Source organism: Flagellimonas sp. (assembly GCF_965233845.1).
Classification (GTDB): Bacteria; Bacteroidota; Bacteroidia; order Flavobacteriales; family Flavobacteriaceae; genus Flagellimonas.
On sequence record NZ_OZ247584.1, the window covers coordinates 3338456 to 3354964 of the forward strand.

General features: G+C 43.0%; 15 protein-coding genes. 11 read left to right on the forward strand and 4 right to left on the reverse strand.

The genetic code is table 11. The annotated features are described in order from the left end of the window. Nucleotides 1-33: 33 nt before the first annotated feature. The 10 genes from miaB (at nucleotide 34) to ACO6S0_RS14870 (ending at nucleotide 11952) form a co-directional block, all read left to right on the forward strand. On the forward strand, nucleotides 34-1497 hold the full coding sequence (gene miaB, locus ACO6S0_RS14825) for a tRNA (N6-isopentenyl adenosine(37)-C2)-methylthiotransferase MiaB (RefSeq protein WP_422349101.1): 1464 nt from the start codon (nucleotides 34-36) through the stop codon (nucleotides 1495-1497). 66 nt (nucleotides 1498-1563) lie between these two features. Continuing rightward, nucleotides 1564-2835 carry a sigma-54 interaction domain-containing protein gene (locus ACO6S0_RS14830; protein WP_422349102.1) on the forward strand — a complete coding sequence of 424 codons (1272 nt, stop codon included), beginning with the start codon at nucleotides 1564-1566 and terminating at the stop codon, nucleotides 2833-2835. Nucleotides 2836-2882: 47 nt separating this feature from the next. Further along, nucleotides 2883-3401, forward strand: coding sequence for an LptE family protein (locus ACO6S0_RS14835; RefSeq protein WP_422349103.1), 519 nt, complete (start codon nucleotides 2883-2885; stop codon nucleotides 3399-3401). Between the two features lie 4 nt (nucleotides 3402-3405). After that, entirely contained in the window at nucleotides 3406-4290 is an 885-nt protein-coding gene (locus ACO6S0_RS14840) for a hypothetical protein (protein WP_422349104.1), read from the forward strand. Between the two features lie 9 nt (nucleotides 4291-4299). Then, a complete protein-coding gene (secG, locus tag ACO6S0_RS14845; RefSeq protein WP_420400895.1) occupies nucleotides 4300-4668 on the forward strand; it encodes a preprotein translocase subunit SecG in 369 nt (122 codons plus the stop codon). A gap of 146 nt (nucleotides 4669-4814) precedes the next feature. Continuing rightward, the gene (locus ACO6S0_RS14850; protein ID WP_138837935.1) at nucleotides 4815-5093 is read left to right on the forward strand and encodes a co-chaperone GroES; all 279 of its coding nucleotides are present in this window, start codon (nucleotides 4815-4817) and stop codon (nucleotides 5091-5093) included. A gap of 111 nt (nucleotides 5094-5204) precedes the next feature. Continuing rightward, nucleotides 5205-6839 carry a chaperonin GroEL gene (gene groL / locus ACO6S0_RS14855; protein ID WP_422349105.1) on the forward strand — a complete coding sequence of 545 codons (1635 nt, stop codon included), beginning with the start codon at nucleotides 5205-5207 and terminating at the stop codon, nucleotides 6837-6839. Between the two features lie 159 nt (nucleotides 6840-6998). Further along, a complete protein-coding gene (locus tag ACO6S0_RS14860) occupies nucleotides 6999-8210 on the forward strand; it encodes a glycoside hydrolase family 18 protein (protein ID WP_422349106.1) in 1212 nt (403 codons plus the stop codon). A 16-nt stretch (nucleotides 8211-8226) separates the two neighbouring features. Continuing rightward, the gene (locus ACO6S0_RS14865; protein WP_422349107.1) at nucleotides 8227-10455 is read left to right on the forward strand and encodes a DUF4838 domain-containing protein; all 2229 of its coding nucleotides are present in this window, start codon (nucleotides 8227-8229) and stop codon (nucleotides 10453-10455) included. Between the two features lie 9 nt (nucleotides 10456-10464). Continuing rightward, the gene (locus tag ACO6S0_RS14870) at nucleotides 10465-11952 is read left to right on the forward strand and encodes an alpha-L-fucosidase (protein ID WP_422349108.1); all 1488 of its coding nucleotides are present in this window, start codon (nucleotides 10465-10467) and stop codon (nucleotides 11950-11952) included. A 61-nt stretch (nucleotides 11953-12013) separates the two neighbouring features. Here the strand turns inward: ACO6S0_RS14870 and ACO6S0_RS14875 are convergent, their stop codons facing one another. The 4 genes from ACO6S0_RS14875 to ACO6S0_RS14890 form a co-directional block, all read right to left on the reverse strand. Beyond that, a complete protein-coding gene (locus ACO6S0_RS14875) occupies nucleotides 12014-12724 on the reverse strand; it encodes a heavy-metal-associated domain-containing protein (protein ID WP_422349109.1) in 711 nt (236 codons plus the stop codon). After that, nucleotides 12725-13090, reverse strand: a complete 366-nt coding sequence (locus ACO6S0_RS14880) for a heavy-metal-associated domain-containing protein (protein ID WP_422349110.1) — start codon at nucleotides 13088-13090, stop codon at nucleotides 12725-12727. 19 nt (nucleotides 13091-13109) lie between these two features. After that, entirely contained in the window at nucleotides 13110-15344 is a 2235-nt protein-coding gene (locus ACO6S0_RS14885) for a TonB-dependent receptor (RefSeq protein WP_422349111.1), read from the reverse strand. An 86-nt stretch (nucleotides 15345-15430) separates the two neighbouring features. Next, a complete protein-coding gene (locus ACO6S0_RS14890; RefSeq protein WP_422349112.1) occupies nucleotides 15431-15847 on the reverse strand; it encodes an HYC_CC_PP family protein in 417 nt (138 codons plus the stop codon). A 136-nt stretch (nucleotides 15848-15983) separates the two neighbouring features. Between ACO6S0_RS14890 and ACO6S0_RS14895 the strand changes: the two genes are divergently transcribed. After that, on the forward strand, nucleotides 15984-16436 hold the full coding sequence (locus tag ACO6S0_RS14895) for a GAF domain-containing protein (protein ID WP_422349113.1): 453 nt from the start codon (nucleotides 15984-15986) through the stop codon (nucleotides 16434-16436). Nucleotides 16437-16509 lie beyond the last annotated feature (73 nt).

The window sequence follows — 16509 nt, forward strand, 5'->3', positions numbered from 1 at the left end:
TTATGCATTATCTTTGCATCCCATTATAGCGAAATGATTAGGAACGAAGAATTAGAGAAGGTTATAGACGAAAGTCAACAAGGAAGTCCCCTTGCTTTGGAACGTGATGAAAAGAACGACCGAAAGCTTTACATTGAAAGTTACGGTTGTCAAATGAATTTCTCGGACAGCGAGATCGTAGCCTCCATTTTGGCCAAGGAAGGATTCAATACCACCCAGGATTTGGCGGAGGCCGATTTGGTTTTGGTCAACACCTGTTCCATTAGGGAAAAAGCCGAGCAGACCGTCCGCAAAAGATTGGAAAAATTCAATGCGGTCAAAAAAACCAATCCAGGAATGAAGGTTGGGGTTTTGGGCTGTATGGCTGAGCGTTTGAAAAGCAAATTTCTGGAAGAGGAAAAGATTGTGGACATGGTGGTAGGCCCCGATGCGTACAAAGACCTCCCCAACCTAATCCAAGAGATTGACGAGGGAAGAAATGCGGTGAACGTTATTCTTTCCAAAGATGAAACTTATGGTGATGTTGCTCCTGTTCGACTGAACTCCAATGGTGTAACGGCCTATGTGTCCATTACCCGTGGATGTGACAACATGTGCACCTTTTGTGTGGTTCCATTCACACGTGGACGCGAGCGCAGTAGAGATCCCCAATCCATTTTGGAAGAGGTGAATGATTTGTGGGAAAGAGGCTTTAAGGAAATTACCCTGTTGGGCCAAAATGTGGACAGCTACCTATGGTATGGTGGCGGTTTAAAAAAGGACTTTGAAAAGGCCTCGGAAATGCAAAAGGCCACTTCGGTGAACTTTGCAAAGCTGTTGGAGATGGTCGCCATTGCACAGCCTAAAATGCGGATTCGTTTCTCTACCTCCAATCCACAGGATATGACCTTGGATGTGATTGAGGCCATGTCCAAACATGAGAATATTTGCAAGTACATCCACCTTCCCGTGCAAAGTGGGAGCAATAGGGTTTTGAAGGCCATGAACCGCTTGCATACCCGCGAAGAATATTTTGAGCTGATAGATAACATTAGAAAAATCATTCCGGATTGCGCCATTAGCCAGGACATGATAGCTGGTTTCCCCACGGAAACCGAGGAAGATCATCGAGATACTTTGAGTCTCATGGAATATGTGAAGTACGACTTCGGTTTTATGTTTGCCTATTCCGAGCGACCTGGCACCTTGGCTGCCCGTAAATTGGAGGATGATATTCCAGAGGACACCAAAAAAAGAAGGCTTAGGGAGATTATTGATCTTCAACAAAAACATGGGCTTTACAGAACCCAACAACATGTGGGCAAGGTAGAGGAGGTTTTGGTGGAAGGGTCTTCAAAAAAATCGGATGCGCATTGGATGGGGAGAAACTCCCAAAATACCGTGGTTGTTTTTCCGAAGGAAAATTACCAAGTGGGCGACTTTGTCAATGTCAAAATCAACGAATGCACCTCTGCGACCTTAATAGGGGAAGCACAAGGTTTAAGTAAAAATAATTAAGATTTAAGAGCCAGGAACCAAGACAGGTCTTGTTTCTTGCTTCTTGAATCCAGACTCTAAAAAAATATGGAATCAATTCAATCCATAAAACAACGCTTTGAACTCATCGGTAATGATGTAAAGCTGAATAGGGCCTTGGAAAAAGCCATACAAGTTGCCCCTACGGACATTTCGGTCTTGGTGACCGGGGAAAGTGGTGTGGGTAAGGAGGCCATTCCAAAAATTATTCATTCCCTGTCGCATCGGAAGCATGCCAAGTATATTGCCGTAAACTGCGGGGCCATCCCCGAAGGAACGATTGATAGTGAACTTTTTGGACATGAAAAAGGCGCTTTTACAGGAGCCACCCAAACCCGTAGTGGGTATTTTGAAGTAGCCAATGGAGGAACCATTTTCCTCGATGAAGTTGGGGAATTGCCTTTGACCACCCAGGTTAGATTGCTTCGGGTATTGGAAAATGGAGAGTTCCTAAAAGTGGGATCCTCCCAAGTCCAGAAAACGGATGTGCGTATTGTGGCCGCAACCAATATCAATATGTTTGAGGCCATTAAAAAAGAAAAGTTTCGGGAAGACCTCTATTATAGATTGAGCACCGTGGAAATCAATATCCCTCCGCTTCGCGAACGCAGAGACGATATTCATTTGTTGTTCCGAAAATTCGCCTCCGACTTTGGCCAGAAATATAAAATGCCCACCATAAGGCTGGAGGAACCTGCCATTCAATTATTGTTGAAATATCGCTGGCCCGGAAACATTAGACAGTTGCGAAACATTGCGGAGCAGGTTTCAGTATTGGAGGAAAATCGAACCATTTCAGCTGCCACGCTGCATACGTATTTGCCCAACTCCAGTAATACCAACCTTCCTGCCGTAATTGAACAGCAAAAGAAGGAAAGTGATTTCAGTAATGAAAGGGAGATCTTGTACCAAGTGTTGTTTGATATGAAAGGGGATCTCAACGACCTCAAAAAGCTCACTTTAGAATTGTTGAAAAACAACGACTCTGAAAAAGTACAGGAGGAAAATGAAACCTTGATCCGCAAGATTTACGGAAACAAGGAAGAGGAAGTTCCACAGGAAGAAACCAATGTAACAGAAGTTTTACAGCTACCTGAACCTTTTGTTGAAACCACAAGCACCGTATCACAACAACAGGAGGACCGCTATCATTTTGCCGAGGAAATTGAAGAGGAAGAAACCCTATCTTTACAGGAAAAGGAAATTGAGCTGATCAAAAAATCCTTGGAACGAAACCGTGGTAAGCGAAAGGCAGCCGCCTCGGAGCTAGGTATTTCAGAACGGACCTTGTATAGGAAAATCAAGCAGTACGATCTGTAATTTTTGATTAAATCGATTATTGAAGTGTTGGATTATTGGATAAATCAATGGTAAAAAAAGGAATTAAATTAGGACTACTTGTCCTGTTTTTCAGCCTACAAGGTTGTGGAATTTATAATTTTTCTGGTGCTGATATAGGAACTGCGGAGAGCTTCCAGGTGAACTTTTTTCAGAATTATGCCGACCAAAATCCTGGCTCAACCATTGAACCCGGATTGGATAGAGAGTTTACCAATGCCCTACAGGAAATGATCAACAATCTAACCAGTCTTTCGCTGACAGGTAGTAATGGGGATTTGCTCTACGAAGGGGAAATTGTGGAATACAGGGTAACCCCAATGACCGCAACTGCCGATCAATTGACGGCCCAGAACCGATTGACCATGAGCGTTAATGTGCGGTTTTTTAACAAAACCAAGGACGATGCTGATTTTGAACGTCGCTTTTCCTTCTTTTTTGATTTTGATGCTGCGGCTTCCTTGCCATCAGTGCAATCTGCCGCCCATGAGGAAATTTTTGAACGAATCACCCAGGATATTTTTAATGCCTCTTTAGGGAATTGGTAAACAAATGAACGTATCGGATTTTATAGAAGTTCTTCAAAAATCGGACACCATCCTGTCTCCCAAACAAACGCGGGAACTGGAAGGTATCATTGAAGAGTATCCGTACTTTCAAGCTGCCAGGGCCTTACACCTAAAAGGACTAAAAAATCTGGACAGTTATAAATACAACAATGCCCTAAAGGTCACTGCCGCCCATACGGCGGATCGCGATGTTCTTTTTGATTTTATCACATCCCAGGAGTTTGTCCAAAACAATATAGCAGATACCATTGCCGGTAGAGCGCCCAAGTTGGAAGACAAAAAAGCAGTATCCGAGGAGATTGAACCGAATCCCGAAGCGGAAAATCTATTGGGCGAGTCCAAGGAAGCACTTCCCCAAAATATTCAGGACGCGGAACAAATTTTGAGTCCGGCCTTGTTTAAATCCAAACCCGACAGCACTGAATCGGAACCAAATACCGAAGAAACTTCCGAAGAAAACGCTGAATTGGAATTGGGAAAACCCCTGCCCTTCACCAAAAAGGAGCGCCACTCCTTTACCGAATGGTTGCAACTTACCTCCAGTTCAGTGGATGAGGCTAACCAGGAATCTGATTCAAAAAGACTGGACAAAAGACAAAAGTTTGATTTGTTGGACAAGTTTATTGAGAATAAACCCAAGATTGTTCCCAATGAAGATTCCGGTGCCAAGGTCAACATAAAAGAGTCCACCAAGATGGACAAAACTGAGCTGATGACCCAAACATTGGCCAAGGTGTATTTGGAGCAAAAAAAGTACAAAAAAGCCATTCAGGCGTACAAAATATTGAGTTTGAAATATCCGGAAAAAAGTGGTTTCTTTGCAGACCAAATTCGGGCGGTGAAGAAGCTGCAGAAAGAAAAAGATTAAGATAAAACCATGAGTACGTTTACTATATTTTTGATTTTGATCATTGTTGTATGCCTTTTGTTGGTATTGGTGATCATGGTACAGAACCCTAAAGGAGGCGGATTGTCTTCCTCTTTTGGCGGTGGTGGAAGCCAAATTGTTGGGGGAGTCAAAAAAACTGGGGACTTTCTGGATAAAAGCACTTGGACCTTAGCAGGGTTGTTGATCGTTTTGATTCTAATTTCCAATGTTTCCCTTAAGGGAAATTTCAGTCAGGCCGATTCTAAATTGTTGCAAGGGGACGATATTGAAAATACAGTACCCGAGACGGTTCCAGAAACAGTTCCTGAGCAAGTTCCAGCTACGGATAACACTAATCCAGCGGACACCATCAACTAAAAAAGGTGACAGAACAAATACATAATGCCAGCTTGAAATGACAAGCTGGCATTTTTGTTTTCTATAATGTCAGTTTTCATCATAATGGCATAATTTCTGTCCAAACATTCGAGAATTTTTAAAACAAATACCTAAAGATTAATAATATGGCTAAAGTTAACATCCAACCATTAGCGGACAGGGTACTTATAGAACCTGTAGAGGCTGAGACCAAAACAGCTTCGGGAATCATCATCCCCGATACCGCCAAAGAAAAACCCCAAAAAGGAAACGTAGTTGCCGTTGGTCCTGGAACCAAGGACGAATCCATGACCGTTAAGGTTGGCGATACGGTTCTTTACGGAAAATATGCAGGCACCGAACTGAAATTGGACGGTTCTGACTACCTGATCATGCGCGAAAGTGACATTTTAGCAATTGTATAACAGCTAAAATTTCCAAAATCAAAATAACAAACTCCAAAATGCGACCTTCCTGAATTCATCATTTGGGATTTGGATTTTGGAACTTTAATTTTTCAACATAAAAATTATAAAATGGCAAAAGATATTAAGTTCGATATAGATGCACGCGACGGCCTAAAAAAAGGTGTGGATGCCTTGGCCAATGCTGTAAAAGTTACCTTGGGACCCAAAGGTAGAAACGTAATCATCAACAAATCCTTCGGCGCTCCCCAAGTCACTAAAGATGGGGTAACTGTAGCTAAGGAAATTGAATTGGAAAACGCCCTGGAGAACATGGGTGCCCAAATGGTAAAAGAAGTTGCTTCCAAAACCAACGATCTTGCCGGTGACGGAACAACCACTGCAACCGTTCTTGCACAAGCCATCGTAAAGGAAGGCCTTAAGAACGTTGCAGCCGGTGCCAATCCAATGGATTTGAAAAGAGGAATTGACAAGGCTGTGGAAGCCATTGTTGAAAATCTAGCCAAGCAGTCCAAAAAAGTAGGAGACTCCTCAGAAAAAATTAAGCAAGTTGCCGCCATCTCTGCCAATAACGACGGAGCCATAGGTGACCTTATCGCCCAAGCGTTTGAAAAAGTGGGTAAAGAAGGTGTGATCACTGTAGAGGAAGCCAAGGGTACAGATACCTATGTTGATGTTGTGGAAGGAATGCAATTTGATCGCGGATACCTTTCCCCTTACTTCGTTACCGACTCTGAAAAGATGATTGCCGATTTGGAGAATCCATACATCTTGTTGTTCGACAAGAAAATCTCTTCCATGAAGGATCTACTTCCTGTATTGGAGCCTGTAGCCCAATCCGGAAAGCCTCTTTTGATCATTGCTGAGGACGTTGATGGTGAAGCATTGGCTACTTTAGTCGTGAACAAATTGAGAGGTTCCTTAAAAATCGCTGCTGTTAAAGCACCTGGTTTTGGTGACCGAAGAAAGGCCATGTTGGAAGACATCGCCATCCTAACCAACGGTACCGTTATTTCTGAGGAAAGAGGGTTCTCTTTAGAAAATGCCTCTTTGGAGATGTTGGGTTCTTGTGAGCGAATCACTATAGACAAAGACAATACAACTATTGTGAATGGTTCTGGAGACACGGACAACATCAAAACCCGTGTGAATCAGATTAAATCACAAATTGAAACGACCACTTCCGATTATGACAAGGAAAAACTTCAAGAACGTTTGGCCAAATTGGCCGGTGGTGTTGCCGTACTTTATGTAGGTGCCGCTTCCGAGGTTGAAATGAAGGAGAAAAAAGATCGTGTGGATGATGCCTTGCACGCCACAAGAGCTGCCGTTGAAGAAGGAATCGTTGCTGGTGGAGGTGTTGCCTTGGTTAGAGCCAAGTCTGTACTTGCCAAAGTTGATTCTGTAAATGCCGATGAGGAAACTGGATTGCAAATTGTAGCGCGTGCTATTGAATCTCCATTGCGTACCATAGTTGAAAACGCTGGTGGCGAAGGTTCTGTTGTTGTTGCCAAAGTAATGGATGGTAAGGGTGACTTTGGTTACGATGCCAAGTCTGACCAATATGTGGAGATGATGAAAGCAGGTATCATCGATCCCAAAAAAGTAACCCGTATCGCATTGGAAAATGCAGCATCTGTTTCAGGAATGATCTTGACCACGGAATGTTCATTGACAGACATCAAGGAAGATGCCCCAGCTATGCCTCCAATGGGAGGTGGCGGCGGAATGCCAGGAATGATGTAATCATCTGAACACCAATTATATTACAAAAACCGTGTCAACATTAAGGCACGGTTTTTTTTGTCCCATTAGTGCCGTTGGTGCTTTCTGCAATGCCCTCGGTCTAAATCTTTCCTTTGTGATCATGGAATTGATTACATTTTGAGTGCAAAACCAACACTCATGAAAATCAAATGGTTTATTGGCACCATCTTTAATCTTACCATCGTCCTTGGTTTGATCAGTTCTTGCAACCATCAAAAAAAGGAAACACCAAAAGAACATCCCATTGTAGTAATGGGTTACTATGTTCCAGAGGCGGACTACCGACCAGACCAACTTCCGTTGGATCAACTCACCCACATCATATTCTCCTTTACCAATGTGATTGATGGTGAAATGAAGTTTAGAAATGAGGAGTCTGGCGAAAAACTCAAAGCCTTGGTAGCCCAACGTGAAAAACACCCCCACATTAAAATAATGATTGCCTGCGGCGGATGGGGTGCCGATGGTTTTTCGGACATGGCGCATACTCCTGAAAATCGGAAAAAGTTTGTGGAAAGCGCGGTTGCCTTTAATAAGGCTTACGAACTGGACGGACTGGATATGGATTGGGAATATCCCGCCATTCCTGCCGCTGGTACAGGAGCACGACCTGAAGACAAGCAAAATTTCACCCTGCTGATGAAAGAGCTTCGGGAGGGATTGAACACCCTGGAACGCAAACAAACCCTAACCTTTGCCTCTGCGGGTTGGCAACAATACTACAACAATGTGGAGTTACTGGAAGTAATGAAGCATGTGGATTATATGAATATCATGACCTATGATCAAGTCGGTGGAAGTTCCCCCTTTACCGGACATCATACACCGCTAGGACTCATAACCGAAGCGGATGTCAAAGAAACCTTTGCTTGGGAATACATGAATGAGCGAAGAGAGCAATTAAAGGAACGAGGCATTACCAGTCTTGACCCCAGATCAGCGGAGCGTATTGTTGACTATTGTTTACAGCAAGGCGTTAAAGCAGAACAGATCGTCATCGGGTCTGCGTTCTATGGCCGGGCTTGGAAAGGTGTTCCGCCTACCAACAACGGTTTGTACCAGTCCAACACAGGGGCGCATATTGGATGGAGCGCCTATAGACAGATCCGGAGTGAATTTGAACCTGACGCCCAGTACAAAAGATATTGGGACCCTATAGCCAAGGCACCCTACCTCTACAATGCCACGGATAGTATATTTATTAGCTATGACGATACCGTTTCCGTTCGCTTGAAGACAGAATATGCACTACAAAAGCAATTGGGAGGCATTATGTTTTGGCAATTGGGCAACGACACCAAAGATTCCAATAGCCTTCTGAAAGCCATGTACGAAGCATCCATAAAATAACCTCACAATAAATCCAATGCCAAAAAAACTACCTTTCATCATTCTTGGCCTGACCATTCTGTTATCGGCCTGTTCCAATAATAAAACTACTTTATCCAAAGAAGGCCAAACGGACTATGAAATTGTCTTTATGGACAATGCCTCCAAACAAGTTCATCTAGCCGCAGAAAAACTTGCGGAGCATCTCAAAACAATAAGTGGAGCAAACTTTGATGTTGTTGGAGAAAGTTCCCAAACCACAAAGAAGAAAATCTATGTGGGCAATATCAAGGAAGAATCCTTGGAACACCATCAAATCAAAATCCAGACTGAAGACGGGAATTTATACATCTATGGCGGTTCCGACGCTGCTACCCAAAACGCAGTCTATGAGTTTTTGGAAAAGTTCTTGGACTGTAAATGGTACGCTCCCGGAGTTGCAAAAATTCCGGAAATGAAGACCATTTCCCTAAATCCAATCGATTATTCCTATACTCCCGAAATTACCACACGAACTGTTCATTCAAGGTTATTTTACCAAAATCATGAATTCGCGGATCAACTCAAGGTAACCTACGAAGCGTTTCCAACCTATGTCCCCTCTGCACGGGTACATACGTTTCATAAGTTTATGCCAGAGGAGGTTTTTTACGAGGAGCACCCAGAATATTATGCCCTAAGGGGCGATAAAAGATTGCCTACCCAACTTTGCTTGACCAATAAAGAAGTTCTTCGGATTGTAAAAGACTCGGTGGCGGCTCTTTTTGAAAGACATCCCAATGCTGCCGTTTTATCTGTGAGCCAGGATGACAATCAGCAGTACTGCCAATGTCCCATTTGCAGTAAGGTAGACGAAGCTGAGGGAAGCCCTGCCGGTACCATGATTCGGTTTGTAAACGAGGTAGCCAAGGCTTTCCCGGAAAAGACCATATCTACCCTGGCCTATCAACATACCCGTAAACCTCCAAAATCAAAACCAGAGGAAAATGTGTTGATCACCTTATGTTCCATAGAATGTGATCGCAGTGGCCCCATTGCAGACAAATGTCAGGATTTTGCCAATGACCTTATCGGTTGGGGAAAATTGACCGACAACATCCGTATCTGGGATTATACCACCCAATTCACCAATTTTTTGGCACCCTTCCCGAACATCCGAACCTTGCAACCCAACATTCAGTTGTTTCGGGACAACAATGCCCAATGGGTATTTGAGCAACACAGCAATAATCCCAGTGAATTGTTCGAGCTTCGTTCGTATATGACCGCAAAACTACTCTGGAATCCAAATCTTGATTTCCAGTTCTTGCTCGAGGAGTTTACAGATGGATATTATGAAGAAGCAGCACCATTCGTACGAGAATATGTCAACAAGATTCATGATCAATTGCAAGAGGTTCCGGATTTTTTCCTTTTTCTATACGGAGATCCCTCAGAAGCATTTGGTTCTTATCTGAATCCTGAACTTTTAAAAGAATACGTGGCCCTTTTCGATGCCGCTGAGGAAGCGGTATCTCGAAAACCGGAAATTGTAAATCGGGTTAAGCTGGCCCGCATGGGGATTGATTATGCGGTTTTGGAAGCCAGTAGAAAAAACCTGACCTCGGATTTGAGCCTCACAGTTGCTGATGCCAATGGGGTGGAATCCATAAATCCAGCTGTTGCGTTATTGTTGGACAACTTTAGCAAGACCGCCAAGGCAAACGACATCACTCTGATGAACGAAATGGGTTTCACGGTAAACGAGTATGGAGCCAATTACCTGTCTGCCCTGGAAATGGCCAAGAAACCCAACAAGGCCAAAGGGAAAAAAGTGGTGACACTAACCCAACCCAAAAAATATGCTGGAGAAGATCCCATGGTGCTCACTGATGGTGCTTTGGGCGGTAGTAGTTTTTATGCCAATTGGCTAGGCTACGAAGGGAATAACATGGAAGTGGTGGTGGACTTGGGAAAAATCCAATCCGTTAGCAGCATTTCCATGGCTTTTTTACAGGTGACCAATCATGTGGTGTTTTTTCCATCCGAAGTACACTATTTGGGATCTATGGATAACGAAAACTTCGTTTCTCTTGGAATGCTGGCAAATCCAAAGCCGCTAAACAAGAAGAGCAAGGTCAACGACATACAATACTTTGACCTTGATTTTGACCCCACCAGCCTGAGATACATTAAAGTAATTGCCCCAAATACCCCAACTCCGTATTGGCACCATGCCGCTGGATTGCCCTCGTGGGTATTTGCCGATGAGATTATTATTGACTAAAACCATACTATGACAAAAAAAACCTTTACCATACAAGTATTGCTGCTGATGGCATGCATGTCCATTGGAACCCAACTACAAGCCCAAGCCGTTTATGAGGATGAGCGGTACGTTCCCGAAACAGACCCTTTGGTCTTGGACAAATTGGAAGCTTGGCAAGATTTAAAATTTGGTTTGCTTATGCACTGGGGCACCTATAGCCAATGGGGAATTGTGGAATCTTGGTCACTTTGTCCCGAAGAATACGGTTGGTGCGAACGCACAAAAGGCTCAAACCCCCAAGATTATTTCGCCTATAAAAAAGAATACGAGGACTTACGAAAGACCTTCAATCCGGTGGACTTTGACCCCAATAAATGGGCCAAAGCGGCCAAACACGCTGGGATGAAATATGTGGTTTTCACCACCAAGCATCATGACGGCTTTTCCATGTTCGATTCCAAATACACCGATTATAAGATAACGGCACCAGATGTCCCCTTCTCCAAAAACCCCAAGGCAAACATCACCAAAGAAATCTTTGATTCCTTTAGAAACGAAGGGCTATGGACCGGGGCATACTTTTCAAAGCCGGACTGGAATGTTCCGTCCTATTGGGATCCCTATTATCCACCAAGAGATCGGAATGTGAACTATGAACCCGAGGCGAACCCTCAAAAATGGCAGGAGTATGTGGATTTCACCCACAACCAAATTTTGGAGCTATTGACTGATTATGGCAAGGTAGATATCCTTTGGTTGGATGGCGGTTGGGTAGCCAAAACCCCAAAATCGGCCATAACAACTTGGTACGACCAACAGCTGACCAATAACGACAATGGTTATCTCAAACATCGGATTGTGAACCAAGACATAAAAATGGACGAATTAGTGGTCAAAGCCAGGGAAAAACAACCTGGATTGATTGTGGTTGACCGAGCTGTTCATGGAAAAAACCAGAATTATTTGACTCCAGAAAATAGAGTCCCCCACAAACCGCTACCCTATCCTTGGGAGTCATGCATCATAGCCGGTGGAGGATGGTCTTATAGCTTCAACGCAAAATATATGTCCGGCAGGGAAGCTGTACACCTCTTGGTAGATATTGTGGCGAAAGGAGGCAATCTGCTCTTAAACATTGCCCCAAGTCCAACAGGCACTTGGGATGAAGGTGCCTACAAGATGCTTAAGGAAATGGGAGATTGGATGGAAGTAAATAGCGAAGCCATTTACGGTACCCGTGCCCTAGATCCATACAAGTTTGACCAAATCTGCGTGACCTCCAAACCAGATGGCACCATTTATTTGATTTATTTGGTTGAGGAAGGACAAACGGATTTACCTCCCGAAATCAGTTTTCCACTTGGAAAGGTCCAAAAAAGATTAAGAGGCAAATTGATAGGAACGAACACTTCCTTAAAGACGAAAAAAATGGAGGACAACTTGGTAATCTCTATTCCTGAAAGTCTGAAACCAAATCTTTTAAACACCAAAGCTTTTGTAATCAAACTCAAATAAGTTAAAAAAAGGCCTCTTGATCAGATAGTATTACTATGCCGAAAAGAGGCCTTTACTTACTTTAAGCCAACAGCATCCAAAATGCCATAACCAACATGATGGCATTTTCAATAAAGGTGGCCTCGGTCATGGGAAGTTTTAATGCGGTTCCCAAGCACGCACATCGGATGCTCTTTTTGTCCAATAAGGTTTTGGTGACCCCAAAAGTTGTTACCCCAAGTAGCACAATTGTGGCGATTAGGGCAAATTGCAACTCCAATCGCATCAAAAATAGCAGTCCCAAACCTAGTTCAATAAAAGGGTAAAGCCATCCATAAAATGGCACTGCCCTTGCCAGGGGGTCGTACATGGCAAAGCTTTCCGGAAAACCCTTTAAATCCAAAAATTTGAAAAAGCTGAAAACAACGTAGAACAGTCCCATAAAGTCCAACATGGCTTCATTAGTGTTCCAATCTCTCACATGGAGCAAAATTGCTGCTCCAAAGAGGTAGGCAAAAATCAAGAATAAGGGTTGCAACTGGGCCCATTTCGATTTCTCTTCCTGCAAATCTATAGATTCAACAATATCCTTCTGTTCCGAAATACTGTATTTATCAGGAAGCGCAGTCCTTAAATCAGACAATTCAATATGCTGATTCATTGAAATTTGTGCTGAAGCAGAAGCAAGGTCTACCTCAACATGCTCCACACCCCTCACATTTGACAGTTTTTCCGTAACAGACGACACACAACCTCCACAGGTCATTCCTGTTATGGAATAGGTATGTTTCATTTAATGATTCTTGTGTTGGCCACTATCATCTGTATTGTCTTCTCGGTACTTGCAACACGGATGGATTTTATCATAGGCTTCTTGGGTTGCCTTCAATTCCTTGGTGTCATGACCTGCTTCCACCAAAGCCGTTTTAATCTTCATGGCGTCAGTCTTCCTCTCGTCCATGACCAAAGAAAGTTGGTGGGTGGGAATGTCCCAACTGGCAAACTTCACCCCTGGCACTTCAAGAGCTGCCTTTTCTATGCGCATTTTACACATTTCGCACTTCCCGTTGACGTCCAAGACCATTTTTTTGTTTTTGTCCTGAGCCATCCCTAAGGTGGAGATCAACAAGCAAACAACTATCAAAATTCTATTTTTCATCTTGTATTAATTTAGTTTATTATGATTTAAATCTAAAGCCCGCATATACCATCCGACCAAAGATTGGGGCATATACTATGGTCGTGTCAAAGTTCGTTCCAAAAGGGTCCTGTGACCCCAATACAGGGTTATCTTGCCTAAAATTAGTCAAATTCTCTCCCCCCAAATACACTTCAAATTTCTTGGAGAAGACTTTAGTAACCTGGGCATTCATTAAACTATAGCCCTCAGAAAAATCTCCCAATTGCAAATCAATCGGATTGGAAGATGTATTGGGGAGTCTTTGTTCACCAAGAGCATTGAAGGTATAATCAAAACGCCATTGGGAGCCATTCTCCGTTGGTTCTGTTGTATAGCCCAAATTGGTAAAAAAGCGATGTCTTGCCTGCAGGGGTTTTTGCAATCTTCCGTTTTGGTAATCTGTTTTTACATCATAGAATTTATAAGCAGTTCGTACTTCAAATCTAGGCAACAGTTCATGGTTTAACTCCACCTGAAAACTGTTGGCATAACTTTTTCCGTCCAAATTGGAAAAGGTAACTTCCCTAGGATTTTCCCAATCCACCACAATTTGATTGTCGAAATCTGTTCTGTAAAAATCTACGGAGAAATTACCCGGTCTTTCAAACAGGGTAAATCCCTGTAGAAAACTCACACCATAATTAACGGCCTTTTCAGGGTCAAATCCGTAAACTGGCCCTCCATTGCCCTGCAATTGGATAGTTCTTGAGGACGCGAACAGTTTCTGGTTCTCTGCAAAAATGTTGGCAGCCCTTCTTCCAATACCAAAAGAACCCCTCAGACTCCCTTTCTCCCAAGGTGTGTACCTTAGATGCAGGCGGGGAGTAACAAAATTGCCCAATCTGTTATGGGTATCTACCCGTAAACCAGCGGTAAAACTCAACTTTTCCAAATTGGTATAGGCGTATTCAAAAAACGCACCTGCGGAACGGTCCACGCGCTCAAAATTTTGAGTGTTAACCAGTTCATCATAGCCATCATAGGCAAATGTCAAACCAGCGGTGAACTTGTTCTTGGTATTACCAATAATGGAATTGAACAGCAAATTGGAATAAACACTGGTATGGTCAATATTGTAGACATTAAACCCGTAGTAGGAATCCTGTTGATGATTACTATATGAAGCTTGGAATCCGAAACTCTGATAGGGCAAATTGGGAAAAACATAGCCCAATTTCATTGATCCATCAAACCGTTTGGTGTCAATTTCACTGCCCCAGGCATTGGTTGTAAATCGATCAGTATCCGGATTAAAGTCCTCCTGGCCAATTTGTTTTTCATCATTAAGATATCGTACGTTCAAAAAGCTAACCCATCCCGTTTCCGGGTTTTGGTATTGCCATCGGTTCATGATGTTAATCTGATTGGCCAATGGATTGTCCAAAAAACCATCATCATTGTTATCTACCTCAATATCCCGTCTATTGCCATGAATATACAGTCCGGTACTCCATTTGTCTGATAATTTGGTATTCAAATGGGTGTTCAGTTCCAATCTCCCATTTAGATTGGCATAGCCATTGGCAAATATGGGGGTATCGGTAAGTGGTTTTTGCAACTCGGTATTGATCTGGCCCGAAATACTTTCGTACCCATTAACCACACTTCCTGCGCCTTTGGTAATCTGGATACTCTCTACCCAGGTCCCTGGCGTGAAGGTGAGTCCAAAAGCTTGCGAAGCCCCACGAACCATAGGGATATTCTCTTGGGTAATCAACAGATAGGGACTGGTCAATCCCAACATCTGTATTTGCTTTGTCCCCGTCAACGCATCGTTGAAATTGACATCGATGGCCGGATTGGTCTCAAAACTTTCAGACAGGTTGCAACATGCTGCTTTGAGCAGTTCTGCGCTATTTACCGTGACCACATTCTGAGGCGAAAAATAGGCTTTCTGAACAGCATCCCGTTCTTTCTCCACAACCACCTCATCCAATTGGTTGGACGGCCGCAACCAATGATGCACCATTTTGGGCGCATCAATGGTCAGCGTATCTGATTGAAAACCAATAAAACTTATGATTAATTTGTTGTAATCAGGGGAATAGGGAATGCTAAAAGTCCCATCTTCCTTGGTAATGGTTCCCAGGGGGGAGTCCATCCAGTACACATTGGCACCAGCTAGCCCAATATGCTTGTTTTCCGCATTGGCTTCCATGACCATCCCCTCAATTTTATCTTGAGCGGTCATGACTAGTGGTAGCCAAAGCATTATTTTAAATATGTGTTTCATTTGATATTTTAAACATTTGTAATTGAAATAAATCAACCTTCCCGACTCACATTTCTGAGACGGGTAACTGCAAATTGTTTAAAACATCAAATCAAGAAGACCTGATCCAAAAGATGTATATCCCTGGTTATTAAGGGCGGAGGATAACCCTGATGCGGCACACAATGTTCTTCAAGTGAAGCCGTGGGATTAAGAAAGGTATGGGTAAAAGCAAACAGAAAAACCTGCTGCTCCAACTCCAAGTCCGTCAAAGTCAATTTTAAATCATCTTGACCGGAAATGGTGAAAGACTCATCATCACAACAATGATTGTCCATGGTTTCATTGCCCATGGCAACCATGGCCTTTTCCATGTCACAATCGTCAGCTTCTGTAAATAGGGAAATGTCCATTACCCTACCCATGCAAAGATGCTTGTCCACAGTCCATGAGACCGTGGAAAGTAATACCAACATTGCCATGCAAACCGATGCTATTTGTTGAAAAAGCACTTTCACGAGCACAAAATTACCAAATATTTCAGTTCCTCTCTAAAACAGCCCCATACCTTAACTAAATTTTAGGGAGGTCCTAGTGTAATTTCCATGACGAAAATCGACCTAAATGTTCAGTTTAAAATACATTTGCAAAAACTAGAATATGCTTGCCGAATTAAAACCCAAAGTGGTCTCCATACTAGACCAATCAGAGAAAACCGTGGATGAGCGTCTTGCCTCAGTTTGTGATTTACTGCGGGATTCCATCCCCTATTACGACTGGGTTGGATTTTATTTTAGAAATGGGGATAGAGAGGAACTTAAATTGGGCCCTTATGCGGGAGAGCCTACGGATCATACCATAATCCCCTTTGGCAAAGGCATTTGTGGGCAAGTGGCCGTAAGCAACCAGAACTTTGTTGTTCCTGATGTGGCCGCACAAGACAATTATATTGCCTGCAGTATTACGGTAAAGGCTGAAATTGTTGTTCCGCTGTTTTTAAACGGGGAGAATATTGGCCAAATCGACATTGATTCCAACACCCCAGACCCTTTTTCAGAGGAAGACGAACGCTTTTTAGAATTTGTAAACGAAAAAGTATCACAAATTCTTTAAAACTAGTACCATTTTGTTGATAACACAGCTCACATTTTACTGACAAAAAAATTACTTTTGTGTGCTTAAGAAA